Source organism: Cryomorphaceae bacterium 1068 (assembly GCA_027214385.1).
In the GTDB taxonomy this organism is placed as follows: domain Bacteria; phylum Bacteroidota; class Bacteroidia; order Flavobacteriales_D; family Cryomorphaceae; genus JAKVAV01.
Genome location: JAPVXR010000003.1, coordinates 367,144 through 393,859 on the forward strand (window position 1 = coordinate 367,144; position 26,716 = coordinate 393,859).

22 protein-coding genes are annotated in these 26,716 nt (G+C 44.2%); 15 read left to right on the top strand and 7 right to left on the bottom strand.

The features are described from left to right. Nucleotides 1–9: 9 nt before the first annotated feature. The 4 genes from O3Q51_06625 to O3Q51_06640 all read right to left on the bottom strand — a co-directional run bounded on the left by O3Q51_06625 (nucleotide 10) and on the right by O3Q51_06640 (nucleotide 4,943). The gene (locus O3Q51_06625) at nucleotides 10–462 is read right to left on the bottom strand and encodes a hypothetical protein (GenBank protein MCZ4408474.1); all 453 of its coding nucleotides are present in this window, start codon (nucleotides 460–462) and stop codon (nucleotides 10–12) included. Nucleotides 463–508: 46 nt separating this feature from the next. After that, on the bottom strand, nucleotides 509–1,075 hold the full coding sequence (locus tag O3Q51_06630; GenBank protein ID MCZ4408475.1) for a TetR/AcrR family transcriptional regulator: 567 nt from the start codon (nucleotides 1,073–1,075) through the stop codon (nucleotides 509–511). Between the two features lie 133 nt (nucleotides 1,076–1,208). Continuing rightward, nucleotides 1,209–2,255: an ACR3 family arsenite efflux transporter gene (gene arsB / locus O3Q51_06635; GenBank protein MCZ4408476.1), complete on the bottom strand. Its 1,047-nt coding sequence runs from the start codon at nucleotides 2,253–2,255 to the stop codon at nucleotides 1,209–1,211. Between the two features lie 174 nt (nucleotides 2,256–2,429). Beyond that, entirely contained in the window at nucleotides 2,430–4,943 is a 2,514-nt protein-coding gene (locus O3Q51_06640) for a cation-translocating P-type ATPase (GenBank protein ID MCZ4408477.1), read from the bottom strand. A gap of 240 nt (nucleotides 4,944–5,183) precedes the next feature. Between O3Q51_06640 and O3Q51_06645 the strand changes: the two genes are divergently transcribed. The 8 genes from O3Q51_06645 to O3Q51_06680 all read left to right on the top strand — a co-directional run bounded on the left by O3Q51_06645 (nucleotide 5,184) and on the right by O3Q51_06680 (nucleotide 16,329). Continuing rightward, a complete protein-coding gene (locus O3Q51_06645) occupies nucleotides 5,184–5,996 on the top strand; it encodes a hypothetical protein (protein MCZ4408478.1) in 813 nt (270 codons plus the stop codon). Further along, on the top strand, nucleotides 5,984–7,333 hold the full coding sequence (locus O3Q51_06650) for an NAD(P)-binding domain-containing protein (GenBank protein MCZ4408479.1): 1,350 nt from the start codon (nucleotides 5,984–5,986) through the stop codon (nucleotides 7,331–7,333). The genes O3Q51_06645 and O3Q51_06650 overlap by 13 nt, the downstream gene beginning before the upstream one ends. A gap of 6 nt (nucleotides 7,334–7,339) precedes the next feature. Next, entirely contained in the window at nucleotides 7,340–8,938 is a 1,599-nt protein-coding gene (locus O3Q51_06655; GenBank protein MCZ4408480.1) for a hypothetical protein, read from the top strand. Beyond that, nucleotides 8,917–9,105, top strand: a complete 189-nt coding sequence (locus O3Q51_06660) for a hypothetical protein (GenBank protein ID MCZ4408481.1) — start codon at nucleotides 8,917–8,919, stop codon at nucleotides 9,103–9,105. Before O3Q51_06655 ends, O3Q51_06660 begins: the two co-directional genes overlap by 22 nt. Continuing rightward, on the top strand, nucleotides 9,102–10,739 hold the full coding sequence (locus O3Q51_06665; protein MCZ4408482.1) for a hypothetical protein: 1,638 nt from the start codon (nucleotides 9,102–9,104) through the stop codon (nucleotides 10,737–10,739). Before O3Q51_06660 ends, O3Q51_06665 begins: the two co-directional genes overlap by 4 nt. A gap of 2 nt (nucleotides 10,740–10,741) precedes the next feature. Further along, nucleotides 10,742–11,515, top strand: a complete 774-nt coding sequence (locus O3Q51_06670; GenBank protein ID MCZ4408483.1) for a GW dipeptide domain-containing protein — start codon at nucleotides 10,742–10,744, stop codon at nucleotides 11,513–11,515. Next, complete coding sequence (gene ccsA, locus O3Q51_06675; GenBank protein MCZ4408484.1) at nucleotides 11,516–14,623, top strand: cytochrome c biogenesis protein CcsA; 3,108 nt, start codon at nucleotides 11,516–11,518, stop codon at nucleotides 14,621–14,623. 251 nt (nucleotides 14,624–14,874) lie between these two features. Further along, a complete protein-coding gene (locus O3Q51_06680; GenBank protein MCZ4408485.1) occupies nucleotides 14,875–16,329 on the top strand; it encodes a hypothetical protein in 1,455 nt (484 codons plus the stop codon). Nucleotides 16,330–16,401: 72 nt separating this feature from the next. Here O3Q51_06680 and O3Q51_06685 read toward each other — a convergent pair whose 3' ends face one another. Continuing rightward, nucleotides 16,402–17,313, bottom strand: a complete 912-nt coding sequence (locus tag O3Q51_06685; GenBank protein ID MCZ4408486.1) for a hypothetical protein — start codon at nucleotides 17,311–17,313, stop codon at nucleotides 16,402–16,404. A 1,036-nt stretch (nucleotides 17,314–18,349) separates the two neighbouring features. Here O3Q51_06685 and O3Q51_06690 point away from each other — a divergent pair. The 5 genes from O3Q51_06690 (at nucleotide 18,350) to paaJ (ending at nucleotide 22,167) form a co-directional block, all read left to right on the top strand. Then, nucleotides 18,350–19,540, top strand: coding sequence for a T9SS type A sorting domain-containing protein (locus O3Q51_06690; protein ID MCZ4408487.1), 1,191 nt, complete (start codon nucleotides 18,350–18,352; stop codon nucleotides 19,538–19,540). A gap of 80 nt (nucleotides 19,541–19,620) precedes the next feature. Next, complete coding sequence (gene paaA, locus O3Q51_06695; protein ID MCZ4408488.1) at nucleotides 19,621–20,565, top strand: 1,2-phenylacetyl-CoA epoxidase subunit A; 945 nt, start codon at nucleotides 19,621–19,623, stop codon at nucleotides 20,563–20,565. A gap of 35 nt (nucleotides 20,566–20,600) precedes the next feature. Further along, nucleotides 20,601–20,906 (top strand): 1,2-phenylacetyl-CoA epoxidase subunit B, encoded by a 306-nt coding sequence (gene paaB / locus O3Q51_06700; GenBank protein ID MCZ4408489.1) that lies wholly within the window; start codon nucleotides 20,601–20,603, stop codon nucleotides 20,904–20,906. 1 nt (nucleotide 20,907) lies between these two features. After that, nucleotides 20,908–21,669, top strand: a complete 762-nt coding sequence (paaC, locus tag O3Q51_06705; protein MCZ4408490.1) for a phenylacetate-CoA oxygenase subunit PaaC — start codon at nucleotides 20,908–20,910, stop codon at nucleotides 21,667–21,669. 3 nt (nucleotides 21,670–21,672) lie between these two features. Next, the gene (paaJ, locus tag O3Q51_06710) at nucleotides 21,673–22,167 is read left to right on the top strand and encodes a phenylacetate-CoA oxygenase subunit PaaJ (GenBank protein MCZ4408491.1); all 495 of its coding nucleotides are present in this window, start codon (nucleotides 21,673–21,675) and stop codon (nucleotides 22,165–22,167) included. A gap of 16 nt (nucleotides 22,168–22,183) precedes the next feature. Here paaJ and O3Q51_06715 read toward each other — a convergent pair whose 3' ends face one another. Next, nucleotides 22,184–23,233, bottom strand: coding sequence for an alpha/beta hydrolase (locus O3Q51_06715; GenBank protein ID MCZ4408492.1), 1,050 nt, complete (start codon nucleotides 23,231–23,233; stop codon nucleotides 22,184–22,186). Between the two features lie 14 nt (nucleotides 23,234–23,247). Continuing rightward, nucleotides 23,248–24,729, bottom strand: coding sequence for a membrane-bound lytic murein transglycosylase MltF (mltF, locus tag O3Q51_06720; GenBank protein ID MCZ4408493.1), 1,482 nt, complete (start codon nucleotides 24,727–24,729; stop codon nucleotides 23,248–23,250). Between the two features lie 422 nt (nucleotides 24,730–25,151). Here mltF and O3Q51_06725 point away from each other — a divergent pair, with 422 nt between their 5' ends. Next, nucleotides 25,152–25,583: a hypothetical protein gene (locus O3Q51_06725; GenBank protein MCZ4408494.1), complete on the top strand. Its 432-nt coding sequence runs from the start codon at nucleotides 25,152–25,154 to the stop codon at nucleotides 25,581–25,583. Nucleotides 25,584–25,693: 110 nt separating this feature from the next. Beyond that, entirely contained in the window at nucleotides 25,694–26,713 is a 1,020-nt protein-coding gene (locus O3Q51_06730; GenBank protein MCZ4408495.1) for a nucleoid-associated protein, read from the top strand. Nucleotides 26,714–26,716 lie beyond the last annotated feature (3 nt).

Consider the following 26,716-nt stretch of genomic DNA (forward strand, 5'->3'; position numbering starts at 1 on the left):
AGATTTAGTTTAGTCTTTGGCAGGAAGCCACATAGGGCCAACGGCCATCAATAAAATGATGAGATTGAACAAGGCATTGGAAGGGTTTCCTGAGGCAATTGATCCCGAGCTATCCAGAATAAACCAGGCAAAAAGACCAATAAGCACGCTCTTTCTTACAAAGTCGGGAGCCTTGTCGTAAACCATCGAGGATAAACACCAGATCAGAACACCCCAACCAAATAGGAAGCCTCCTGAAAGGGCGGAAAGAAAACGCGTATCGGGAGAGGCGTAGGTGATGTTTCCATCGATTGGCCAACTCAAGAGGTCAAGGGTAAATCTCGGAGGCTCGATTGTTTCGACCATCGTACCCAAAAAGAAAACGGGGCCAAAAGAACCCACCACAATGGCAGTTATCTTCAGCCAGAATTTATGAAATACTTGGGTTCTGTACTTCGGTATCTCTGTGGTTGACTCTACCATTGCTTCGATTTTTCGATACAATGATAGACAGGCTCAGTGGTGAATTTTAGACGCTACCGTCCAATTTGGGGATTGCAACTCCGCTTTTAAATGCAGCGATCAAGGCCTTGATCTCGTTGAAATAATTCTGAAGCCATTTTTTGTTCAGCGTTTCGTCGGTAATCTGAAGAAAGAAATTCTCCAAGCTGAGTTTGAGAACCAGTCCCGCCAGATAAGATTGATCGGTCAATCCCAAAGATGCAGCCCACACTCCCGCTATTGCTTCGGCGGTGATCTCATTTGATTTTTGGAAGCATTGTGCAAACTCTTTGTTCTCTCGGTGAATTCGCAATTGACGGCTAAATAACAAGTCCACCCTGTGTTCTACGATGACATCAATCAACTCCTCCAACGATTCGCACTGTGCTTCCTTCTCGGCAATAAGGTAGTTCTGCCGCAAGTGCTCTTCCAGCAACATGGTCACGAAGACCTCCGTATCAGCAAAGTGGTGGTAAAAGGAAGACTTATTCTTGCCTACATCTTTGCTTAATGCTTCTACTTTCAAATCCTGAGGGCCACCATAGGCAAACACTTTATACCCACGTTCGATCCATGGCTTTATGGTTTCTTTCATTCCATTCGAAGATTTTTAATCTGCTGGTTAGACAATAATCGGAAAAATTCTGAAGATGAGTCTAGTACGGACATATCGAATCCCTTTCCCAAGGAAGTATTCATTACTATTTGTGTATTTTTTTACAATTCCTTCAATCCACCACACCAACAAAATACTTCTTCCTCAACCAAAAGGAAACCCTAACCAGTAAAATCAAAGCGGGGACCTCAACCAAAGGACCGATAACTCCGGCAAAGGCTTGGCCCGAATTCAATCCGAAAACCGCGATGGCCACGGCTATTGCCAATTCGAAGTTATTGCCCGCCGCGGTAAAGGCCACCGAAGCCGTCTTGTCGTAAGACGCGCCCATGGCTCTGGTAATGAAAAAGCCGATGAGGAACATCAGGGTGAAATAGATCAGCAATGGAACCGCGATGATCGCGACATCCAATGGAATTTCGACAATCAACTCTCCCTTCAGTGAAAACATCACCACGATGGTAAACAAGAGAGCCATCAAGGTCAACGGCGAAATGGTCGGGATGAATTTGTTGTTGTACCACTCCTCCCCTTTTAGTTTGACCAAAATCAAACGGCTTAAAATCCCCATCAAGAATGGAATACCCAAGTAAATGGCCACACTTTCGGCAATGGTGGCAATGGAAATATCTACGATAGCCCCTTCGAAGCCGAAGTATGGCGGTAGAATAGTGATGAAAATCCAGGCGTAAAAGCTATAAGCAAAGACTTGAAAAATACTATTGAGGGCCACCAAGCCAGCCCCGTATTCGCTGCTTCCTTCAGCCAAGTCATTCCAAACCAAAACCATGGCAATGCACCGCGCCAAACCGATCAAAATAAGTCCGACCATGTACTCGGGGTAATCCCGCAAAAAGGTGATGGCCAGCAGAAACATTAAAACCGGGCCGATAATCCAATTCAGGACGAGCGAAATAGAAAGAATCTTGGTGTTTTTAAACACTTTGGGCAACAGCGCATAGTTCACCTTTGCCAAAGGAGGGTACATCATCATTATCAAACCAATGGCAATGGGGATATTCGTCGTTCCCTTGCTCATGGAATTGATCGTATCGGGAAAACTAGGAATGAAGTAACCGATCCCCACTCCGATGGCCATGGCCACAAAGATCCACAGCGTGAGATTTTTGTCTAAAAAGCTTAATTTCTTCCTTGCCATAAATTGCCGTTTCTTGGATGGGAAAAGTAAAACAAATCAGTCGAAATTGACTTCTTCGGTTTAGCATCTAAAATACCGCCATATGAAATGGCTAATAAATCGTCAAAACAAGATGCAAACGATCCGTTTTCAAAAATAATACTTATAAATGTTGAAGATATGCTTTTTCATTGATTACGTATCACTCAATGGTTTATTCATTCTCTTAATCACTTTTACCACTTCAAACCAGATTACTGAAACAAACCCAATTCCTACACAGATTCCCAATTGGAATAAATCCAAGCCTTCAAATTCAAAAAATGAAGTCAGCGGTTTGATGTAGAGAATCAATCCCACGATAGCCACGGTGATCAGAATGATGTACAAAACCATATTGTTCTTGTACTTCAAAGTGGTGAGTATGGAATAGTAAAAAGATCGGTTGATCAGGGTTAGAAAGATATTAGCCGCGATCAGCACCGAAAAAGTCATCGTCCTCGTGAGCGCCTCTCCATAACCATTCATCACGGCATATTGGTAAACAAAAAGCGTTCCTGCGGTGATTACCAATCCTTGCACGATACTTACCGATAGCTCCTTCCAATTGAAAAAAGTATTGGTCAACGGTTTGGGTTTTTTCGACATTGTGTTGGGTTCCATCGGTTCATTTTCATAAATAATGGAACAGGTAGGACCCATAATTAATTCTAAAAATATAATATGAATGGGTGAAAATATATTGGAGTAAATCAAACCCAAGGCCAGCGGAATAAACACCGTCAAGATGATCGGGATGTGAATGGATATGATGTATTGAATGGCTTTTTTCAGATTGGTGTAAATCTTTCGCCCCATCCCAACGGCATCGACCATTTTGGACAAATCATCTTCCAATAAAATCAAGGAGGCCGCTTGCTTGGCTATCTCCGTTCCTTTCTGTCCCATGGCAATGCCGATGTGCGCAGCCTTTAAGGCGGGCCCGTCATTCATGCCATCGCCCGTCATGGCCACAATTTGGTGGTTTGCCTTCAGGGCATTGATTATTTTCAATTTGGCATCCGGAAACATCCGCGTGAAAATTGCCGTGTCCATCACACAAGTTTTTAATTCGTCCTCACTCAACTCCATCAATTCGTCACCCGAAATGCTTTTCTCGTAACCTCTGAATTCAATTTGTTTGGCGATAGACGTAGTGGTTGCTGCATTGTCGCCTGTGATAATCTTTACAGCAATACCCGCGGTATAAAAGTCTTCCAAGACCTTTTGGATATTCTCTTTCGGCGGGTCGTAAAAAGCGACAATGCCTTTGAATTTAAAAGGCAAATCCTCTTGTTCTTCGGGGTAGTCGCTCCCTGTGAAGTCAGCCATCCCCACTCCCAACACCCGGTAACCGTCAGTAGCCAAGACTTCGATGGCTGCATGTACTTTTTGCTTTTCGCTTTCCGTCAGATTCGAGGCATTGATCAAGGCTTCGGGAGCACCTTTGGCGGCGAGAATCCTATCGCCTTCCGAGTTTTCAAAAACATGGGTCATCATGGGAGGCTTACCGCCTAAAGGGTATTCGTGAACCATCTTATAATCGGGTCTTTCGTCCTCTTGAATAACCTCCTTATAACTTTGGTGCAAGGCTACTTCCATGGGGTCAAACGGTATGGGCTCACTGGCCCACATCGCCAATTTGATGAGCTCTTTTTCTTCTTCGGATTGGGAATCTTTCGGCGGGTAAATTTTATCTGCCGAAAGCAAAAACAGCTTGGCCAAACTCATTCTATTCTCCGTAATTGTTCCTGTTTTGTCGGTGCAGATTACGGTTGCACTTCCCAAGGTCTCCACCGTTTTCATTTGCTTCACCACAATTCGCATTTTCATCAGGCGCCAAGCTCCCAAGGCCATAAATGTGGTAAAAGCCACGGGTATTTCTTCGGGAAGAATACTCATGGCCAAGGTGAGGGATTGCAGTAGACTTTTCAACACATCGTGCGATTGCCAATAATTAATGGCCCAGACAATGGCAAAGACCACCGCCCCTGCTATGGCCATCTTCTTCACGAAGTTGGCAATCTGTTTTTCCAGAGGTGTTTTCTCTTCGCTGATGCCTTCCAAGCTCGTTCCGATCTTCCCGAGCTTGGTTTCATTGCCGACAGCCGTTATGGTCGCAATGGCCAATCCACTGTTCACAGTTGTGCCGCTGTAAATGAATTTATCTTCCTTGGTTTTATCCTTGTAAAGGGAAAGCGATTCGCCCGTGAGAATGGATTCGTTTACCGAAAAATCATTCGAGTGAACGATCACACCATCTGCAGTAATTGCTTTCCCTTCCTCTACCATCAGGCTGTCGCCCACCACCAAATCTTCGCTTTTGATCTCTCCCTCTTCTCCGTTTCGAATGACTTTGCACTTGGGCTGAGAGTATTCTTTCAGCTTTTCCAGTGCATTCTTGCTTCTGGAATCTTGATACAGTGAAATGGAAGCTATTAAAACGATGGCAGCAACCAGGAAAATTCCGTCGCCTACCTGACCACTGATAAAGTAAATGGACGCAGCCACCAACAACAGAATGATCATCGGATCCCGGGCAATCCGTACCACGGTATCTAAGAAGGTATTTTCTTTCTTGTAATCTAATGTATTGGAGCCAAATTTTTCCCTTGCGTGAATGACCTCCTTGCTGCTCAGGCCTTCTATGTTAACGTGATTTGCAGGCATATTTAAAGGTAGTTGTTAATATATGATAGCCGATAAAAGTATATCCAACATTTAGCTGATTTAGTTAAAGGCTCATTTATTCCCTTCACCTATAAAACAGGCATTTACTCATGATTTCTACGCGAAATATTTGACGATGCAAATGGGTCAAAAACTGATAAGAATCATGTTTGATAATTGTGTCATGCTCCTTTTGAATGGCTAACTTCCCCTTGTCTATTACTCACCCGACCAGACTAAATGACAAAAACCGTACACGGAATATACATCGGCACCATGGCTACTATAGTGGTGGCGGTGACCGCGTATTTGTCTTACGTTGGCTATTCTTATTATGAATTACCGATTGAGGAGCGTTTTTACCACCCTCAGTACGATTGGTTTAAACCGTCCGGAGCATTTGGCCACTGCCTCGGCATAGTGGGCACATTAATGATTCTCTTCGGCGTGGTCATTTACATTGCTCGAAAGAACCATGGCTTCATGGAGCGATTTATCCGTATCAAATACCTCTTGGAATTCCACATTTTCCTTTGCACGCTAGGACCAATATTAGTGCTGTTTCACACCTCCTTTAAGTTTGGAGGGATTGTGAGCATAGCTTTCTGGAGTATGGTGGCCGTAGTGGCCAGCGGCGTTGTCGGACGGTTCATTTACAATCAGATCCCGCGCAATATTCAAGGTAAAGAGCTCGGCCGCGACCAACTTTTGGAAATGCGTGCTGAGATGGTTAAAGGTCTCCGTAAGGCAGAATTGTTTTCGCAAGAAGAGTTGGACGCCTTGTTCAAGATTCCTGAAAAGGGCAATGCCAGAGTCAAGGGTGCCAAGAAAATGCTAAGCGAAAAATCCGCCGCGAGGGATCAGCGAAAAAAAGTCTTAAAAGTGATGAAAGACGAGCGCACGCTCAACCGCAGGATTCGCAACTTGAACCAAATGCAGAAATTATTTGGCTATTGGCACGTAGCACATAAACCCTTTGCCCTAATAATGCTCGTGGTAGTAATAGTCCACGTCATTGTAACCCTAGCCCTAGGCTACAAATGGATTTTCTGATGGGAGTGCTCTGGGAAGAAATACTGATTTACGGAATTACGGGGCTCTTCTGCATCGCTGCCGTGGTGTTTTACATCCGCAGCGAAAAGAAAAAGTCAAGCGCCATAGCCGAAAAAGTAGCTACCGCCAAAGAAGAAGGTCGGTTTGAACCCGTATCACTTCACCCTTACATCGATGTAAACCTTTGCATTGGCAGCGGCGCCTGCATAAAAGCCTGCCCCGAGAAAGATATTCTAGGTATTGTCAACGGTATTGCCACCGTCATCAATGCTACAAGCTGTGTGGGCCACGGTGCTTGTTTCCACGCCTGCCCTGTAGAAGCCATCAGTCTGCGCATTGGCACCGAGAAACGCGGGGTAGACTTACCTCACGTAAAGCCCAACTACGAGACCAATGTTCACGGTATTTATATCGCCGGTGAACTCGGAGGCATGGGGCTTATAAAGAACAGTGCCGAGCAAGGAAAGCAAGCCATCGACAGTATCATGAAAAGCAAAAAGGTCGGAAAGGAAGGTATTCTCGACGTAGCCATTATCGGCGCAGGGCCTGCCGGTATCACTGCGGCGCTTAGCGCAAAGAAGAACAAACTGAATTTTAAGGTACTCGAGCAAGACTCACTCGGTGGTACCGTTTTTACCTTTCCTCGTGATAAGGTTGTGATGACCCAGCCAATGGATCTGCCATTACACGGCAAAATCAAACTTCGCGATACCAGTAAACAAGAATTGCTGGGAATATGGCAAGGTGTGCTGAAAGAGAACAACATCATCATAAAGGAGCACGCAAAAGTTGAGGAGGTTGAACCCTTAGAAAATGGGGATTTCAGATTAAAGATTGCCAACGGCGAGGAAGTCATCGCGCAAAACGTATTAATAGCCATAGGTCGTCGGGGTTCACCGCGCAAGCTGAATGTCCCAGGCGAAGAGTCGACGAAAGTGGCTTACCGCTTGCTCGAGCCCGAGCGCATCTCAGGAGAAAAGGTATTAGTTGTCGGTGGAGGTGATTCGGCTGTTGAGTCGGCCATGCTGTTGATGGACGATAACGACGTGATCATTTCTTACCGTAAGGATCAATTTTCTCGGATCAAGCCCAAAAACCGAGAAAAGATCGATGCCGCCATCGCCGATGGTCACATTGAAGTGATGTACGACTCTAACGTGCTGGAGATCAAAAATGAAACCGTGACAATGTCATTTAATGATGATCGCCAAGACATAGAAATACCGAATAATCGCGTTTACATATTTGCGGGAGGTGAGCTGCCGATTCAGTTTTTGAAGAGTGCAGGAATCGAAGTGGAGAAGAAGTTTGGGAAAATAGTTAAGAAATATCGTTAGCCCTTGATGAAGAACATCTTCATATCAGTTTGTTGTGTGTTAGTGGCCCACCTTGCAGTGGCGCAACTTTCACCGGGCGATCTGTCGGAGGCACACAAGCACCTCGAGGGAATTAGCAACTGCACGGAGTGCCACTCCATCGGCAAAAAGGTGCCCGATCAAAAATGCCTCGACTGCCACAAAGAAGTTCAAACGCTGATCTCCGCAGACCGCGGCTATCATGCGTCGAAAGAAGTGCAGGCTAAAACTTGTATCGATTGCCACAGCGAACACCACGGCCGTAAGTTCGAAATGGATCGATTTGACCAAGACGCTTTTGACCACCAGCTCACGGGTTATCTGCTCGAAGGCAAACACGAAGTGATCGACTGTCGCGATTGCCATAAGCCTGATAACATTACCATTGCCGATTTGCGGAAGCGCGATGGCACTTTTTTAGGACTCGAGAAGGCCTGTTTGAATTGCCACGACGATTTTCACCAAGGTACCCTCGAAAAAGATTGTGCTCAATGTCACGACTTCGATAAATGGCGGCCTGCATCAGGATTTGACCACGATCAGGCAGACTTTAAGCTAAAAGGGGCTCACCGCGAAGTAGATTGCATAGAATGTCACAAGGAAACAACCCGCAACGGAAAGGAATTCCAAGAGTTCACGGATCTGGAATTCGCCAATTGCACCGACTGTCATAACGATCCGCACGACGGTAGTTTCGGTGCCAAATGCACCGATTGCCATGGCGAAAACGACTGGCATGTGCTTAAATCGGGGATTAAGTTTGACCACAACCTCACCGATTACCCTCTGGAAGGAATGCATGTCAGTTTAGATTGCCGTAAGTGCCACACATCGGGCTCATACACGAAGAACATTGATCACAGCAAGTGCAAGAGTTGCCACAAAGATTATCACCGTGGACAATTGACGGATGACAATCCCACTGCCGATTGTCAAGACTGCCATACACTGGAATCTCCGTTTTCATATACCCTTTACGGCCTCTCTGAGCACCAAGAATCTTCTTTTCTTCTGGAAGGTGCACACATTGCGACCCCTTGCTTTGCCTGCCATGTGAGCGAAGACCGATGGGAATTTGAAGGAATTGGCGAAAGCTGCGTCGATTGCCACGACGATATACACGATGGAGTTATCAGCGAGAAGTATTACCCTGATGATGACTGTACCCAATGCCACAATTCGGACACGTGGAAAGAAGTAATCTTTGATCACGGCACAACGAATTACGAGTTGGAGGGCAGGCACAACGAGATTTCCTGCCGCGCGTGTCACCTCGATTTTTCCGAATCAGGAGAGCTGTTAAATCAAGAGTTTAGTGGATTGGATAATGCATGCATCACTTGCCACGAAAACGTGCACGGTTCGCAGTTCGAAGTGGATGGTGTAACCGATTGCACGCGTTGCCATACGGTAGCAAAAACGTGGAACGCTGATGGATTCGATCACAGCAGTACGCGTTTCCCCTTGGAAGGAAAGCATCTTGAAATTGACTGTAAGGCTTGCCACAAGGCAAAAATATTTGAAGACAATGTAGAGCGAACTGATTATAAGATTGAAAAATTTGAATGTATAGACTGTCATTCATAATCGTGCTCCTACTGGTTTATGTAGGTTCGGCATCGGCGCAAAATCCGCATGGTGAAGGGATGATTTTGGAATGTAAAGACTGCCATGCGACGCCTGAGAATTATGGTTTTTTAGTTGTATTGATTGTCATCCAACCGGCTCAGATTAGTCTAAATGAAAATGAATGAAGCGAATAGGTCTTAACGAACACTGGATTCGGATAGCAACATTGCTGACCACAGTTTTGATGTTTCCTAGTGCGGAATTGATCGCACAGGAGGAAGCGCTTTATGGTACCGTGAGTTTCATTACTTCACAAAATGTCTATTTGCGCTTTGACAATACAGACCTACTTCAACTCAACGACACCATCTATCAAAATGTAGGAGGAAAGAATCAGCCTTGCCTCGTACTAAAGCAGAAATCATCTGTTTCTTGCATTGCTGAGCCTATTTCAGACTGTAAATTTGAAAAAGGCGATAAAGTGGTGTATTTCTATACTCCTTCCGTGAAGAAGGACGATAAAGAAGAAATCGAGCAAGCCTCGGACTTTGTCAAAGATTCTCTAGCAGTGGATACGAACTCCGTGAAGGTGAATGCCCCTCCTAAAAAAGTCCTTACAGATCATATCGACGGGCGAATTTCTTTGGCAAACAATACTACTGCGGGAAACGGCGATCTCAATAGCCGCACGTTGGGTCGACTAGCTCTGGATGCAGAAAATATCGGCGGATCGAAGTTTTCGTTTTACAGCTATTCACGCTTTCGCTACAATAAAATTGAACGCAACGGCCTCCGGAGTAATGACAGCCGTATGAGTATTTACGAGTTGGCCCTGCAGTACGATGCTGACTCCAGTCTGACGGTAAGTATCGGTAGACAGATCAATAACCGAATGTTATCGGTAGGTGCAATGGATGGCCTGAACGCAGAAAAGCGATTTCGCAACTCCTATGTCGGCGCAGTGGTAGGTTCCCGAACGGATCCCAGGACCTATGGCGTCAACCCGGACTTATTTCAATACGGTGCATACGTCGGCCTCTACCACGACAAGAAAAAGATAAGTAGCACAACCTTCGGAGTAATCGACCAACGCAACACGGGAGCCACCGACCGTCGCTATGTTTTTGCCCAGCACCGCAACCGAATTGGCGATAATATCAATTTATTTGCTACCGCTGAGATGGACATTTACAAAACAGACGTTATCGGTAACGAGGAAAGCGGAGTTAGACCTACCTCTTTTTACGTCATGGCCAATTACAGGGTATCACGCAAACTGCGTATTACAGCTTCTTACGATATGCGTCGAAACCGAATCTTGTACGCATCCTATTCTGAAAGCCTCAACCGCCTGATCACTAATGACCCGTATCGAAATGGTTATCGGCTTCGAGTGAATTACAATCTTTCTCGCAGCATTTATACAGGAGCAGGTTTTAGTCAGCGCACACAAAGCGACAACCACAACACTTTTACCAGCATCAACGTGTTTTTAAGCTTTGCAAGAATTCCAATCATTGGTGGACGCTGGTCGAATGTTTTTACCACAAATCAGAACACTTACTACACATACAACTCATTTTCTACTCGGTATACCCGGGATTTTTTCAAAGGGAAACTATCGGTATCCCCTAACGCCAGACTTGTCTCTTACAACTACATCAACTTCGATGGGGCTGCCTTCAATCAGACATACCTCTCTCTGGATTTGGATTACGACATTGCGAAAAACCTGAGTATCGGAGCTGATTACGAATATTCGCAAAGAGGCGATTTTATATACCATCGATTCAACACAAACTTGATTAAGAGATTCTAATAATGAAACACACTTCACTCATTCGTCATTCTTTCATTCTCCTGATGTTTTTAGCTGCTTGCTCGGGGGAACAAAGGGTAGAACCAGAAAACAAAAGTAGCAGCGGATCTTCATCGACCGGCATCTTTGGTGACTCTCCCGGAAATGGAGCCATCACACCTGATGAATTGTCCAATAACAACATCCACGAGGTAGAGATCGTGGAAGTTTTGAAAACCTCGAAGTACTCCTACTTGCGCGTGCGGAAAGGCGAAGAAGAACCTTATTGGATCGCATCGATGAAATCAGAATTTCAAGAAGGTCAGAAAATCATTTACGAAGGAGGCCTTTTAAAGACCAATTTTAAAAGTACGGAATACGACCGCGTCTTTGATAGGCTCTACCTTGTCTCGAAGATCAGACTACTCGACGGGCAGGCAGTCCCTTTGACCAAGAGCGCTGATGAAGCTCCTAAAACAGTTGGAAATCAATTTAAGAAGCCCGATCAGGAAGATATCGTAGATCTTGCTGAAGTGGTAAATGATCCCGAGAAATACAAGGACCAAAAGATTAAAGTTTATGGGGAAGTGGTAAAAGTCAACGCCAATATCATGGACCGCAATTGGCTGCACATAAAGGATGGGACAGCCGATGAATTCGATTTTGTGCTCACCTCTCAAACATCCGTTCCTGTCGGTCACTCCATGATATTTGAAGGAACCATATCGCTAAGCCGCGACTTTGGTGCCGGCTATGTTTACGACCTCATCATGGAAAACGCTCAACCGCAACCCTAAATGGCAAAAGCAAAAAGTTCCTTTTCCAAAATTTTGTTGACGCTCTTCAACACAAAGGCTGCGGGAGCCTATCTCATTATTTTTGCAGCAGCTATAGGAACGGCCACCTTTATCGAAAACGACTTTGGCACTTCTGCTGCACAAAAACTGATTTATCAATCTACGTGGTTTGAGGTTTTGTTGGTGTTGTTCTGCATTACCCTAATCGTCAATGTGATTCAATTCAGGTTCGTTCAAAGACGCAAATGGGCTTTGTTGATATTCCATTCGGCTATGGTTGTGATCATTATTGGAGCCGGTATCACGAGGTATTTCGGTTATGAGGGTGTGATGCACATTCGAGAGACCGAGTCCTCCAATGTGATCTATTCAAATGACACCTACCTGAATTACAAGGCTCAATACAAAGGGCAGGATTTTCAATTTTATGAATCTGTCCTTTTCGCGTCTATAGGTGACAATGAAATGGATGAAACTTACCTCGTCGGAGACCAGAAGGTAAACGTAGTCGTAAGAGAAGTGATTCCCAATCCCGTTCAGTCAATGGTGTCTGACCCGAAAGGGCCGGCAACCTTGAAGGTAGTTTTCGGGAGTGAGATGGGCCGCGAGGAATACTTTTTACATCCGGGCGACAAACAACAGCTGCAAGGAGTGAAATTCAACTTTACGGAAGAAGACATTCCCGGTGCTGTTAATATTCGATTGATTGATGGTCAACTCTCTTTACAAACTGACCGCGATTTGGTGCAGATGGTTATGGCAGATCGCAGCGTTGATACACTTGCGGCCTTCGTCCGCCATCCGCTTAAACTGAGGTCGCTTTATAACAATGGTTCTCAAGCTTTCGTATTCGGCGATTTTCTGCCCGCGGCGAAGGTTCAAATGAAAGCGGGAGACCAAAAGATCGAAAACTCGAGCACGATAGCCATTTTATTGAAAGTATCGATTGGCGATCAAAACTTTGAGCGTTACGTAATGGGATCAAAGGGAACACTCGGTCGACCGGAAGTATTTGCCGGTGAAGGCTTGCTTCTATCGGTTTCTTATGGCTCCAGGATAATCGAGCTGCCGTTTAGTATTTATTTAAACGACTTCATCATTGATCGCTACCCCGGAACCAATAGCCCTGCTTCCTTTGCATCAGAAGTCACACTGACAGATTCTCGCGCCGGTCTTGAGGAGGATTACCGTATTTACATGAATAATGTCTTGGACTATGCGGGCTATCGCTTCTTTCAATCATCTTACGACCGCGATGAGCTAGGCTCCTACCTGAGTGTAAACTACGACGCGCCCGGAACGGTGGTGACCTACATTGGATACATCCTACTGACGCTTGGCTTGGTGCTGGTATTCTTCAGCAAAAACACGCGTTTTCATCAATTAACGCAAAATATTAAGAAACTAAGAGGTGCTGCCGTTTTACTTCCACTGTTCCTTTTCATGGGTCTGACTTCTGCAGATTTAAACGCTCAACAAGCAGTTGCGCCTCAATTGAAGGTCGTTGACGCCAGTCATGCAGAATTGGCAAGTCGAATTGTGGTGCAAGACTTTCGAGGCAGGATGAAGCCTTTGCATACGCTTAACCGTGAGCTGCTCAGAAAAATTTCAGGAAGTGAAAGTTACAGGGGCTTTAACGCCGATCAAGTGGTTCTGTCGATGTATGCCGACAAAACATCTTGGTATGCCGTACCTCTAATTTCAATAGGTGCCCACAATGGAGTGAGTGAATTGATCGGTATAAAAGACGGAGAGAAGGCAGCTTACCGCGATTTCTTTAGTCGGGATGGCAAGTATAAGCTGGGAAATGCAGTCCAAGAAGCAAACAATACGAAACCCGCGGAGCGCGGGATATTTGAAAAACAAATCATAAAGGTTGACGAGCGATTGAATATTGTCACCATGGTTTTTTCAGGTAGCTTCTTTCGAGTCATCCCGTTGGAAAATGATCCCAATAACACGTGGGTATCAGAACGCTTCCAGGGCCATCAAGAACAGGATCGTTCCGTAGCAACCAAATTCTTTAAAGAATACCGTCAATCCCTGCATTCGGCTCTTCATGAAGGCAATTACAACTATCCCAATCAGATCCTTGCAGAATTGAAAGATTATCAAAACACCTATGGTAAAGCCGTAATACCTTCATCTGCAAAATTGAAAACAGAGATCATCCTGAATAAATCGAAGGTCTTTAATCGCCTAGCGCTTTATTACTTTTCTCTGGGTCTCCTATTCCTCGTATTGCTTTTTTACACGGTTTTCCGTCCGAACTCGGGCATTTCACGCATGCAGAATATTTTCCTCGCGCTGGTGGTCATTGGTTTTGTGGCTCACACCGCAGGATTAGGCTTGCGCTGGTATGTTTCGGGACGAGCACCGTGGAGCAACGGATACGAGTCCATGATCTACATTGGCTGGACGGCCACCTTGGCAGGATTGTTATTCACCCGACGTTCATTGGGCGGAATGGCAGCTACCTTGGTGCTGTCAGGAACTGTTTTGCTAATAGCGCTTTTAAGTTACCTCGACCCAGAAATCACCCCATTGGTTCCCGTTCTACGCTCGTACTGGCTTACCATTCACGTGAGCCTGGAGGCGGGTAGCTATGGGTTCCTCATGCTCGGAGCCATTATCGGATTGATCAACCTGATGCTTTACGCGGTAATGCGTAAAGCCAGCAAAAAGCGAATACTTCGCATGATTAAAGAAATGTCTTATATCAGCGAAATGACCCTGATCGGAGGCATTGTAATGCTTAGTGTGGGAACTTATCTCGGTGGAGTGTGGGCCAACGAATCATGGGGACGCTATTGGGGCTGGGACGCCAAAGAAACCTGGGCTCTCGTTTCGATTCTGGTCTATGCATTCATTTTGCACATGCGGCTGATTCCCGGATTGAAGAGTCTTTTCGCTTATAATTTCGCCACGCTTTTCGGTTTGTCCTCGGTCATTATGACCTACTTCGGGGTAAACTACTACCTCTCGGGATTGCACTCGTATGCCGCGGGAGATCCCGTTCCGATTCCCGACTGGGTATACTTAGCCGTAACGATCGTGGCGGTAATTAGCGCTTTCGCCTATTGGCGCAAAAAAGCTGTTGGGGCATGAGGTCTATTGTTCTATTACTAAGAATGAAGGCAGTACTTAAAATGTATGCTAATGCAAAGAGAATTGACAGGATTCATTCGGGCTTGAGATTTATCGGGTTCAGGTTTTATTCTCTTCAAAAATTGCCACGAAGACATTCACGATGGAATTATCAGTGAGAAATATTACCTTGATGATTGCCGTTTACACCTTTGGTCGAAAAAGTTTGAAAACAACATGGTGCAAATAAATTACAAATGTGAAAAATTCGAATGCTAAGACTATCATTCATAGCACTCCTAGTTTTAGTGGTCGCAGGTTCTGTTTCGGCGCAGAACCCTCACGGTAATGATTTTATCGTAGACTGTAAAGACTGCCATAACCCGGGCGGTTGGTCTGTGGATTTAGAGACTATGACCTTTTCACACGACTCGGTTGGTTTTGAGCTGGAAGGTCGTCACGAAGAAATTACCTGCAAAGACTGCCATACCACCTTGGTATTCGACGAAGTTGGCAATGATTGTGTGGACTGTCACACCGATATCCACAACATGTCGGTAGGAAATGATTGCGTACGCTGCCACGATTCAGAAAGTTGGTTGGTCAATAACATACCCGAATTGCATGAGCAAAATGGTTTCCCGCTTTTGGGACAACACCGGGTAGCCGACTGCACGGACTGCCACCTCGATGAGAGTGAACTCGAATGGAGTCGAATAGGCAACGAATGCGTGTCTTGTCACATGGAAGACTACATGGCTGCTTTGGAGCCCAACCACCAATTGGCGGGATTCTCGACCGAGTGCACCGAATGTCATGCACCCTTGGCACAAGACTGGATGGTCGATGATTTCCACGTTTTCTTCCCGCTGGAAGGAGGTCACGATATTGACGACTGTGCCGCATGCCACCTGGACGACAATTACGCCAATACATCACCCGAGTGCGTGTCTTGCCACCAAGATGACTTTGACGCTACCTCTGAGCCCAATCATCAAGATGCCGGTTTCTCAACTGACTGCGCGCAATGCCATGATCCCTTTACACCGGGTTGGGGCGGAACCGGTGATTTTCATATGTTCTTTCCGCTCGAAGGGGGCCACGATATCCAGGATTGCAATGAATGCCACGAGGGTACTGACTATGCTGCGGCCTCACCGGAATGTGTATCATGCCACCTTGACGATTTTCAATCCACCGACGAACCTGACCATGAAGCTGCAGGTTTCTCAACGGATTGTCTCGAATGCCACAGCCCGACCGCTGAGAACTGGGGATCTGAAAGCTTCCACTTATTCTTCCCGCTAGAAGGAGGACACGATATTCAGGATTGCAATCAATGTCACGATGGAAATGATTATGCTGCGGCTTCGCCGGAATGCATCTCGTGTCACGAGGACGACTTTAACAATGTAGATTCTCCGGATCACATAGATGCGGGTTTCGGCACAAACTGCCTCGAGTGCCACACCACCAATAATTGGGAGTCGGCTATTTTCGACCAACACGATGGGATGTACTTCCCTATTTTCTCCGGGAAACACGATGAAGAATGGAACACCTGCGACGAATGCCACACCACACCTGGCAATTACAGTCTTTTCAGCTGCATCCAATGCCACGAACACGATAACCCGGGCGACTTAGCGGATGATCACGATGAAGTGTCCGGCTATGTCTACGAAAGTAACGCTTGTTACAGCTGTCACCCGAACGGATCAGAATAACAGTTTTATGGAATAAGAAGGATGCGAATTATTAGTGGGCCGTTATTGAAGGCCAGAGTGCTCTAGCTTTACTTAATAAAAAATGGTGTACGCCTCATCCTTCTTCTCATTCGATTTGAGATATAAGTACTCCCTATCGGTATCTATAATTATGTCGAATCTCTTGATTAAATCTCCTCCCATCAAGCTTACTTTTTGCTGATCAAGGGATCCTTCAAAAAAACCAACCGGAATATTTTTAAAAGACACCTCCCCAAGCCTAAATTCGGGTAGACTTCCTTTCTTAGTCAACAGAGTATTTCCATAAGAATCCTGTAGCTTTTGCTCGGAGGTAATTTCAATTCGACTGCTTAGGTCGTTGTCCTTAGCAAAACCATCATCGAAAAGAATGGCTCCTCCATAACCCGAATGAATTAAAAATTGATTTTGATACACTTGATGGTTCAATACGGCAGAAGCTGTCAAAAATATCATCCCATCTACATAATCTGTCGGTATTTTGGTATACCCTTGAGGCAAAGTAGGTGTGACGGGATGTATGACCAGAATCTGCTTCGTGAAATTTATCTCGACCGCTTTCCCGAAAAAAAAATCCAAACCGACCTTACCATCTGACTCAGGACCTGAATTTGTCGTTTCCCTTAGGTGGAGACTATCAACAACCATCGCACCGATTGTGAATGAATTGTTCTCACTGACTCGAGATTGACTCTGCCCACCCCAGCTATATACCTCTTGATCGGAGGTCCATGCAATGGACTTTAGTTTTGAAGCTCCCTCCTTCGTTAAAGAGACGGAGCCCCCGGCAGTATGAAACATTAGCGTTAGAGAATCTTCAGTATTTACTATCGCCTCAACCAAAATATTATTGTGGTTCGTCAACCGAAAAGGAATGGTATCATTCTGTCCCGAACAAAGTTGACTCAAAACAAGTCCAAGAATTAACAAAAAGACATTGCAATTGTAAGAAGCAGTAATTTTCAATTTATCTGGATTTAAACCAACTCGAGAATCCGGATTTCGGAAAACCAGCGTACGGGTATTAAGCGGAAATATAGATTGAAAAATAATGCCTCTGTTAACTTAGTTCCAGCTTTACCGCTTTTTAACAACTGATGGTGTAGAAGCATCATCTTAATTATTGATCTCTAGGAATCGACATTCTTTTTTTAGACATGAAACGAGTCTTTCTTGAATTTCTACTTTAGAAAGTTCCCACCCACGAAGACATAAGTAAGTTTTATATATCGAGCAATCTGATTTGAATTAATGACTCAATCCTATAAGATTCACATCAATTAATATCAAGAAATGCCAATTGTGATGATTGATATTGCTTATCTCGAATCGAAATATCTTCATTCTCTTTAAAATCACCTAGACCAATTTTAACTGCAAAACCTTCCGATTCCCACTTTTAGGATTTTTTTCTTGTTCTCCTTGCATAAATGCAAGAGATATTACTACCTTAGCATCATGCTTGGAAAACAGCACTGTGGGATATCATTCTTTCATCGTCTCACTCTAAATCGTCTCACGGTGTTCCAAGATAGTTTTTCTGTTTCATAGCCTCGAAAGCCCTTCAAACGTGAAGGGCTTTCGAGATTTTATACCCTACCCATTTTCTTGAGCCTTTTCTGATCATAAGTTTCTCTTATCTTTTTAGACTTACCTGAGCTTTGACTGCAAGTAAAAGAAACTACAAAATGAGCAATCATTGGAATGTTAAGCAGACATCAATTTTGTGTTTGTCTTGTTCGTCGAAAACCGGGAATTCTAAAGGAATAAGCTCGTCCCGTGATTTGATACTTATTAAAATAGAACCTCTATTATTCAAAATCACTTGATATAACCAGACTAGTCAGGTCATTACTTTAATTCAATATTGACTTGTCCGAATCTGATGTCCTTAAAGGGATAGTTTACATCTTTTGTTGATTTAAGAGTCTTATTCAGTTGGACTTTCTGTTTACCGCTAAGAAGAGAAATATTGCATATTTGCGTTCTAAAATATGTGTTGATGACTACTATGATACGTGCTGCAAGCCTCAGTTTCTTTTTATTTTTTACTTGTTTCATTTCCAATGCTCAATCCAATGACTTGATTGACTTGGAGTTTGGAACGGTAAACCATTTTGATGTTGCCACCTGGAATATTGAATGGTTTCCAAAAAACGGAGAAACGACCATTGAATATGTGGTTGAAATCATCGAAGAGCTCGAATTAGACGTCATCGCCATTCAGGAAATAGATGAGCCGGAACAATTTGAATATCTCCTGAGTCTTCTGCAAGGTTACGACGGCTATTACCAAGACGGTGAATACGCCCGACTAGGATTTATATACAACACCCAATCCGTAACGGTAAACGAGCAATACGAGATTTTCGATAACGGTAGCTATGGCAATCCATTTCCTCGCCCACCTTTGGTCATGGAATTGACGTTTATGGGTGAGCATGATTTTGTGGTTATCAATAATCACTTTAAATGTTGCGGCAATACAATTTTGGATCCCGATGATTTTTGGGACGAAGAAACCCGAAGAGCTTATGCTTCGGAATTGCTTAAGGATTATATGGACTTCCATTTTGGTGAGGAAAACCTAATAATGTTAGGTGACTTGAATGATCTCTTGACCGATGCACCGCAAAACAATGTTTTTCAGGTATACATTGATGATCCTACCAATTATCGCTTTGCAGATATGGATATAGCTATGGCTAGCCCATCTCAATGGTCTTACCCAAGCTGGCCTTCTCACCTCGATCATATTTTGGTAAGTGATGAACTCTTTGCTGCTTTGGAGGATCCCGAATCACAAATTACTACCATACAAATCGATGATTTATTTCCAGGCGGGTTCAATGGATATGACAGTAACGTTTCTGATCACCTGCCTGTTGGGTTTGGATTTGATCCCTCGACCACTACCCTTTCTGATGGTCTGAATAACTCAGATGCAAACATCTTTTCAGTTTACCCCAACCCCAGTAAAGGTTTAGTGCAGGTGAGCTCAAAAGGGTCATCGCCTATCGAAGCAATCCGCGTATTTGACCAAATGGGAAGAATGGTATTTGCAAACACGAATCAAGGTAGCGCCAAAAATAGCTCTTTTGATTTGAGCCAATTACCTGCAGGTATCTACAGCATTAGCCTGACTACTGCCTCAGGAGACACCGCTACAAAAAAGCTGGTACTCTCTCGCTAAGTCCTTGCGCCAACAACGGTCTGCTTTCTTTGTTATGAATGTGTAATGCGTTATTTTTACGCCACCATCAAACTGATATTATGAATTTAGCAGAACGCGAAGAATTGTTTCAAGAGAAGATCGACAAAGGGCAGAAGATTGAAGCAAAAGAGTGGATGCCCGAAAACTACCGAAAGCAACTTATCCGGATGATTTCCCAGCACGCCCACAGTGAGATTGTGGGGATGCTCCCTGAAGGAAACTGGATAACACGCGCCCCAAGCCTTCGCCGAAAGGCAGTACTACTGGCCAAGGTCCAAGACGAAGCCGGTCATGGCCTCTACCTATACAGTGCCGCTGAAACGTTGGGAGTGGATCGTCAAACAATGATCGATCAATTGCTCTCGGGAAAAGCAAAGTACTCCAGTATTTTCAACTACCCCACCCTTTCCTGGGCCGACATTGGCGCCATCGGTTGGTTGGTAGACGGAGCAGCCATTGTAAACCAGACCATGCTTGCACGAGGTTCCTACGGACCCTACTCGCGTGCGATGGTTCGTATCTGCAAAGAAGAAAGTTTCCACAACAGACAAGGGTATGAAATCATATACCAACTGGCCAATGGAACAGCAGAGCAGAAAAAAATGGCTCAAGACGCCTTGAACCGCTGGTGGTGGCCTTCCATTCAAATGCTGGGTCCATCTGATGCACAGTCGAAAAACAGCGCCGAAACCATGAAGTGGAACATTAAAGTGGAGAGCAATGACACCATTCGTCAGCGCTTCATTGATCGCACGGTTCCACAGGCAGAAGCCGCAGGTTTGACTATTCCCGATCCAGATTTGAAATTCAATGAGGAAACACAACACTGGGAAATAGGAGAAATCGAATGGGAAGAATTTTTCCAAGTAATAAAAGGAAATGGCCCTTGCAACCACAAAAGAATGGAAGCCAGAAAAAAGGCAGAAGGAGAAGGTAAGTGGGTGAGAGATGCCATGAAAGCTTATGCTGAAAAACAAAAAGCACGCAAATCAACTGCGGCTTAACCAACATACCATCAACTACCTACTACTCTAACACCATGTCTGAAGAACAAACGAATCAAAGCGAACAAGGCATCCTTTGGGAAGTCTTTATTCAATCAAAACCGGGAATACCACACAAGCACGCAGGAAGCGTTCATGCGCACGATGCAGAAATGGCATTGAAAGCAGCTCGAGACGTCTACACACGTAGAAGAGAAGGCGTCAGCCTTTGGGTAGTTCCTTCCAACATGATTCACGCCACGACTGAAGAAGAGGCGGAATCATTCTTTGATCCTGCCGATGACAAAGCCTATCGACATCCTACTTTCTACACCATTCCTGAAGGAGTGAAATATTTGTAAGATGACTAAAGAAGAAGCTTTATACGAATACCTGATCCGATTGGGCGACAACGCCCTGATTTTGGGTCAGCGCTTGGGAGAATGGTGCGGACACGCTCACCAATTGGAAAGCGATATAGCCATGACCAATGTTTCATTGGATTTAATCGGACAAGCGCGAATGCTGCTCACCGAAGCGGGAGTTGTAGAAGGAAAAGGCAGAACGGAAGATGATCTCGCTTTTCACAGAAATGAGTTTGATTTCAGAAACAACCTTTTGGTAGAAATGGCGAATGGCGATTTCGCACAAACTATCACTCGGCAGTTCTTTTTTGATGGGTTCTACTATCACCTGCTGCAGGCTCTAAAGACAAGCAAAAGCGAATTCCTGCAAGCCTTTGCTCTGAAGAGCATTAAAGAAGTGACGTATCATCGGGAGCTGAGCGCCGACTTTGTGGTAAGACTTGGAGACGGCACGGAAGTAAGTCATGATAAAATGCAAAATGCCGTTGACCTCTTGTGGGAATACACAGGTGAGCTATTTGAAATGACAGAAGCTGACGAGATTCTGATGGCGGAAGGAATGGTTCCCGACCTGAATGAAATAAAAGCGCTTTGGGAAAAAGACATGATTGCCGCATTAGAAAAGGCGACACTGTCTATTCCCGACACCAAAGGATATATGGCTTCCGGAAGTCGGAAAGGAAATCACACAGAATACTTGGGGTACATCTTGGCAGAAATGCAATACTACCCACGAATGATGCCCGACGCAAAGTGGTAATCAATGCCAGTTGAACGAACCATAGAAAATATCTACACACTTCTAGAAGATGTGAAAGATCCTGAAATTCCCGTTCTTTCAGTTCGAGATTTAGGAATACTTAGAGATGTTACCATTTCTCCGGAAGGCAAAGTAGCCGTGACCATTACTCCTACTTATTCAGGTTGTCCGGCCATGGATACAATCGAAAGAGAAGTCAAGGAAAAACTGATCGGAGAAGGACTTGATGTGGAAGTCATTACCAAGATTTCGCCCGCTTGGACTACAGACTGGATGACGGAAGAAGGGCGACAAAAGCTTGAAGATTATGGCATCGCACCCCCTGCGGAAACTACTGCGGATAAAGCGTCTTTATTCGCTAAAGCAAAAGTAGTGCGCTGTCCGCGCTGCAAAAGCGAAGAAACGTCATTGATTTCTCAGTTTGGAAGTACGGCGTGTAAGGCGCTTTATCGCTGCGATGATTGCTTAGAGACTTTCGACTATTTCAAGTGTATTTAACCTTCCCGAAGCAATTTCACTTTGCAGATAACTGCTCAATAAGAAAATCAGCGGCTGATTGATTCGGTTTATTGCCTTCCGCAGGGATAAATATCTGACGAGATACGCCCGCTTCTGTCAGAACCTTTCTGAGAGCTACCGCATGATAAGGCGAGTGAAGTAGATTCCCCACTCGATTTCCATTGTCGGGCTTGAAGTCTTTCTTGTTCAAGATGTAAACAGGAGGATCTCCGGAATCGACCATTGAAAGCATGTCCACCTCTTTTCGGTATTTCACAATTTGGTCACTTTCCAGTTGATTAAAATCGTCAACGCCGTAAAACACCATCAATCGATTTCCCAAAGCTGTTCCTCTGATTTTATCCATTGTGAATATTCCATTCGGAAAAACATCTTCCGACCATCTCAAGATATCATAAGTGCTCTGGGTTTCTTGCGCTGCTATAGCCTGTACTCGGCTCGATTGTTGAGTAACGGGATCATCGCTTCCCGCTTCAGCCATTTCATCATGAAAGCCAATCCACAAAGCCGTTCCAGCTCCCGCCGATGTTCCGACCAACCCAATTGATTCAGCATTAATATTCAACTCGGAAGAATGATACCGTAAAAATTGAATGGCTCGTTTGCTGTCGTTCAGGCATTTCAGAACTCCCTCCTTATCTGTCTTCTGGAGGAGGCGATAATTAATCGAAGCAAAAGAGAAGCCTTGTTCCAGAAAGTCGTTGATCTGTTCGGGGCCAATCCCATATTTCGAAGGTTGGTTCCAAGCAGAACTTTTATCGCCGCCTTGGAATCCCCCTCCATGAATATAGACAATCAAGGGTCTCTGCTCATCTGATTCAGACACCCACAAATCCAACACATTTCGCTCCTCATTTCCGTAAGGAATGTTTGAATAATACTTATGGTTTGACTCAACAGAAATAGGACTTCCGTCAATGTATTTATCAAACGATTCACTTGCAGGAACAGAACCTTCAGCAATTTTCCAATCTGATGAACATCCCGACATTAGGCCACTCACGAAAACCAAAGTGAGCAGAGCGATTACTTTTTTAGGGAGCATATGGTGTATTATTGTTATTCAATGAAGGCAAGAGAACTTTCCACGTCTTGATTAATGAATTGGACGTAATGCCTATAGCGCTCCATTATCTGAGAAATATAGGTATACGGTTCAATACCTCGCAAATAACCGTGCCTCACAACGGGATCATTGAAACTTTTAGGGTAACTCAAGGCGAGAATCATCTCTGCCACATTTCGTTCCCAAACATTCGGGTTTAAACCCCTTTTCTCGGCCAATCTTCTTGCATCTTCCACATGGCCCAAACCTGCATTAAATGAAGCCATTGTAAACTTGATTCGCTCCAAAGAATCAGGCACTTCTTCAAAATTTGAATACAGCTGGTACAAATACCTCGTACCTCCACTTATACTTTGCTCAGGATCTGATCGATCGTCTATTCCCAATTCTTCCGCTGTGGAAGGCATGATTTGCATCAATCCTTCAGCTTCAGCCCATGAGGATGCTTCGGGTTTAAATCTGGATTCTTGGTAGACCAGTGAAGCCAGTAGCCTCCAGTCCCAACCTATCTCGTTTGCATACTTTTGAATTAAAGGATCGTACTCGCTGATTCGGTTGTTATTGATGCTGTAAAACTCGCTCTTCACCCGTCGCCGGAAATCTCGCTTATTCTTGAAATACTTGTCGTAGATCACGTAGTAGTCGGTTTCTTTTTTCATTTCACCGATCCATTCATTCATAGAGGTCAATAACTCATCCGAATTTTTATCGACAGCCCAAGCAATTCGTTGTGAAAAGCTTATAGGTACAGTGATATCGAGGATGGGGTAATATGATGCATTTATAGCCGCGATGTTATTGTCTGCAATGGTATATTCAATGTCCCCGTTTACGACCATCTGAATTATTTCATCCGTAGATAGTCTTCCCGGCAATGTGTCAATGTGAATCTCTCCACCAATCTCATCTGATAGATTTTTAATTCGAGCGAAATAGGAGGTGTTTTTTCTAACTGAAACGGTATCTTCAATCAATTCTATCGGATCTTTGATCAAATCACGTTCGATTCTGCTCCACCTCATTTTTCGCCAGTTTTCGGGCTTTCGCTGAACCAAGACTTGATTCACCAAATAGAGGTAATCGCTAAAGCTCACATCTTCCTTCCGTTCTTGAGTAATCGTGAGTCCGTGAGCTATCAGATCTATCTCACCATTGTTAAGATGGTAAAACATCGAGTCAATATTGTCACTTACCACGATTTCCAAGTCCACCTCCAAGTAGTCGGCAAATCGCTCCAGAAGCTCATACTCATATCCCATTGGCTCTCCTCGGTATAGGAAATAACTGGTCGCGCTATAAGTAGTCATTGCTCTCAGCACGCCGCGATTCTTAATCTCAGACAAATCAGCAACAGGCTTCTTAGAAGAGTGCTTTTTATTTTCGGTCTTTGAAGAATCTACCTTTTCGGTGCACCCTAAGACGAGTATAGCGAGAACTAAAAAAAAGAAAAGAGAAAATACCCGCGGTTGTCTCATCTCCCGAAGATAGGGAATCTACTTATAGTCTATAAAACAAAGTAGGAAAAAGAAAAAACCTCACCGGAAGGCGAGGCTTTTGCATCTCAAGATTACAGGATACTCAGGCACCTATGTGGCTAACCAAAACCTCTTGATTTGCCAGATAAATTGAACTATTAACCAAAAACAATTCTTTATCTGTGAGAGTAACGTCGCATTTACATTAGTGGTTGTCTGAAAACTGCTTTCTATCTGGTTTTTATTTTTTCGAATAAATTCAAATTAGCAGATATCGCTTTGATATAGAGCACTTACATGTTTTGAGCATGCCCTTAGCTTTCCAAAGCTCTTATACATAATCACTCCGCTAGTGAAAACGAAAGAAGGGAAATCAAAGCGAAGATTGTCTATAAAATGCCCTTAACCAAAAACCAATGCTTATGAAACATGAAATCTCAGTACTCGTTATTTCTCCCAATAAAAGTCTATTCCGTTCTGTATCACAAGCAGTAGCGTCAATTGGTAGCAATATCAAAGTCCATCACACGAGCAATGTTCGTGAGGCCATTTTGTTATTGAATCAAATTGGAATAAAACCAGACACTCTGCAGATCTATCTGGATAGCACCTGCTCTTCAGTGGAAGCCAATAAATTTGTTCGATTACTCGATCAAGATTTCAGACGCAGTTCTCGGAACTCTGTTGTATTGATTGATGACGCTTCGAGCGTTTCCGGTATTGTACGTTTGGCTATGGCTCGATGTGTATGGGATGTTTTGAACTTACCGGTTCTGCCTATCGAAGTAGAGACAGCTATTCGAAAACGATTTCGTCAAAACCATTCCGCTGCCCAATCCAACTCGGTGGTTTAAACCACATTTTTCAGCTTTTTTTCTTCAATGAACGTCCTGTGATTGTCTACTTTTGGCTGACCAGCTAAATCAAAACGAGTGTTACTCACTTAGCAAATCATTCACTGTAAATGGACATTCAAAGAATCACCGTTCACCAAGTCGGCAATAAGTACAAAGAAGAAGAACTTACCCTTTCGGATAAGGTACTTGATGTTTCAGAAGAAGCACTGGAAAGTTTAACAGTATATTTCACTAAGCCTTTCGGCGAAAGGGATTTTCACCGTTTGAGTCATGTGAATGAGCTGGAGATGAATGAGGTTTACCAATACGTTACGAAGATATTTGAGAACTCCGATTCGCTTCAAGAACAATCGGTAAAGCTCGCAAAGCATCTCTATGATATCAGTGAACACCCCAAGATAAAGAGCGGCGAATTCTACGTGGTTTACTTTACGAATTGCCAAGTAGAAGGTAATGTAATAGACGCTGTAGGCCTTTTCAAATCAGAGAGCAAGGACAAGTTTATCAAAGTAAAAAGACATGCGGGTAGTTTTGTGATCGAGAGCCAAGAAGGCGTGAATATCAATAAGCTCGACAAAGGCTGCATGATCTACAATATGGAGCGCGAAGAGGGATATGTCGTTTCGGTGGTAGACAATACCAATAAAAACACGGAAGCTCGATACTGGATGGATGATTTCTTACAACTCAAAGAGCGAAAAGATGAGTTCCACCAGACCAAGAATGCGATGGATCTCTGCCAGAACTTCATCAAGGAAGGAATGAATCGGGAGTTTGAAGTTTCAAAGGCCGAACAAGCAGAACTACTCGCCAACTCGATGAAATTCTTCAAGACGAACGACAATTTCAACGTGAACAATTTCAGCGAAGAAGTGATCGCTCAGCCCGAGGTGATCGAAGAGTTTAACTCCTTTAGAAACAAAGCAGCTGAAGAAAGAGGACTCAGCTTTGAAGATGATTTTGATATTTCGCCACGTGCGGTTAAAAAGTCAACGAAGAACTTCAAGAGTATCATCAAACTCGACAAGAACTTCCACATTTACGTTCACGGAAATCCGAACCTAATTACCCGAGATGAGGATGAAAACGGGAAGTTTTACAAGGTCTACTTCAGGGAAGAGAGCTGATTT

Coding starts and splice junctions, on each gene's coding strand:
- O3Q51_06625 (MCZ4408474.1), bottom strand. CDS start 462: ATGGTAGAGTCAACCACAGAGATACCGAAGTACAGAACCCAAGTATTT.
- O3Q51_06630 (MCZ4408475.1), bottom strand. CDS start 1,075: ATGAAAGAAACCATAAAGCCATGGATCGAACGTGGGTATAAAGTGTTT.
- arsB (MCZ4408476.1), bottom strand. CDS start 2,255: ATGGCAAGGAAGAAATTAAGCTTTTTAGACAAAAATCTCACGCTGTGG.
- O3Q51_06640 (MCZ4408477.1), bottom strand. CDS start 4,943: ATGCCTGCAAATCACGTTAACATAGAAGGCCTGAGCAGCAAGGAGGTC.
- O3Q51_06645 (MCZ4408478.1), top strand. CDS start 5,184: ATGACAAAAACCGTACACGGAATATACATCGGCACCATGGCTACTATA.
- O3Q51_06650 (MCZ4408479.1), top strand. CDS start 5,984: ATGGATTTTCTGATGGGAGTGCTCTGGGAAGAAATACTGATTTACGGA.
- O3Q51_06655 (MCZ4408480.1), top strand. CDS start 7,340: ATGAAGAACATCTTCATATCAGTTTGTTGTGTGTTAGTGGCCCACCTT.
- O3Q51_06660 (MCZ4408481.1), top strand. CDS start 8,917: ATGTATAGACTGTCATTCATAATCGTGCTCCTACTGGTTTATGTAGGT.
- O3Q51_06665 (MCZ4408482.1), top strand. CDS start 9,102: ATGAAGCGAATAGGTCTTAACGAACACTGGATTCGGATAGCAACATTG.
- O3Q51_06670 (MCZ4408483.1), top strand. CDS start 10,742: ATGAAACACACTTCACTCATTCGTCATTCTTTCATTCTCCTGATGTTT.
- ccsA (MCZ4408484.1), top strand. CDS start 11,516: ATGGCAAAAGCAAAAAGTTCCTTTTCCAAAATTTTGTTGACGCTCTTC.
- O3Q51_06680 (MCZ4408485.1), top strand. CDS start 14,875: ATGCTAAGACTATCATTCATAGCACTCCTAGTTTTAGTGGTCGCAGGT.
- O3Q51_06690 (MCZ4408487.1), top strand. CDS start 18,350: ATGACTACTATGATACGTGCTGCAAGCCTCAGTTTCTTTTTATTTTTT.
- paaA (MCZ4408488.1), top strand. CDS start 19,621: ATGAATTTAGCAGAACGCGAAGAATTGTTTCAAGAGAAGATCGACAAA.
- paaB (MCZ4408489.1), top strand. CDS start 20,601: ATGTCTGAAGAACAAACGAATCAAAGCGAACAAGGCATCCTTTGGGAA.
- paaC (MCZ4408490.1), top strand. CDS start 20,908: ATGACTAAAGAAGAAGCTTTATACGAATACCTGATCCGATTGGGCGAC.
- paaJ (MCZ4408491.1), top strand. CDS start 21,673: ATGCCAGTTGAACGAACCATAGAAAATATCTACACACTTCTAGAAGAT.
- O3Q51_06715 (MCZ4408492.1), bottom strand. CDS start 23,233: ATGCTCCCTAAAAAAGTAATCGCTCTGCTCACTTTGGTTTTCGTGAGT.
- mltF (MCZ4408493.1), bottom strand. CDS start 24,729: ATGAGACAACCGCGGGTATTTTCTCTTTTCTTTTTTTTAGTTCTCGCT.
- O3Q51_06725 (MCZ4408494.1), top strand. CDS start 25,152: ATGAAACATGAAATCTCAGTACTCGTTATTTCTCCCAATAAAAGTCTA.
- O3Q51_06730 (MCZ4408495.1), top strand. CDS start 25,694: ATGGACATTCAAAGAATCACCGTTCACCAAGTCGGCAATAAGTACAAA.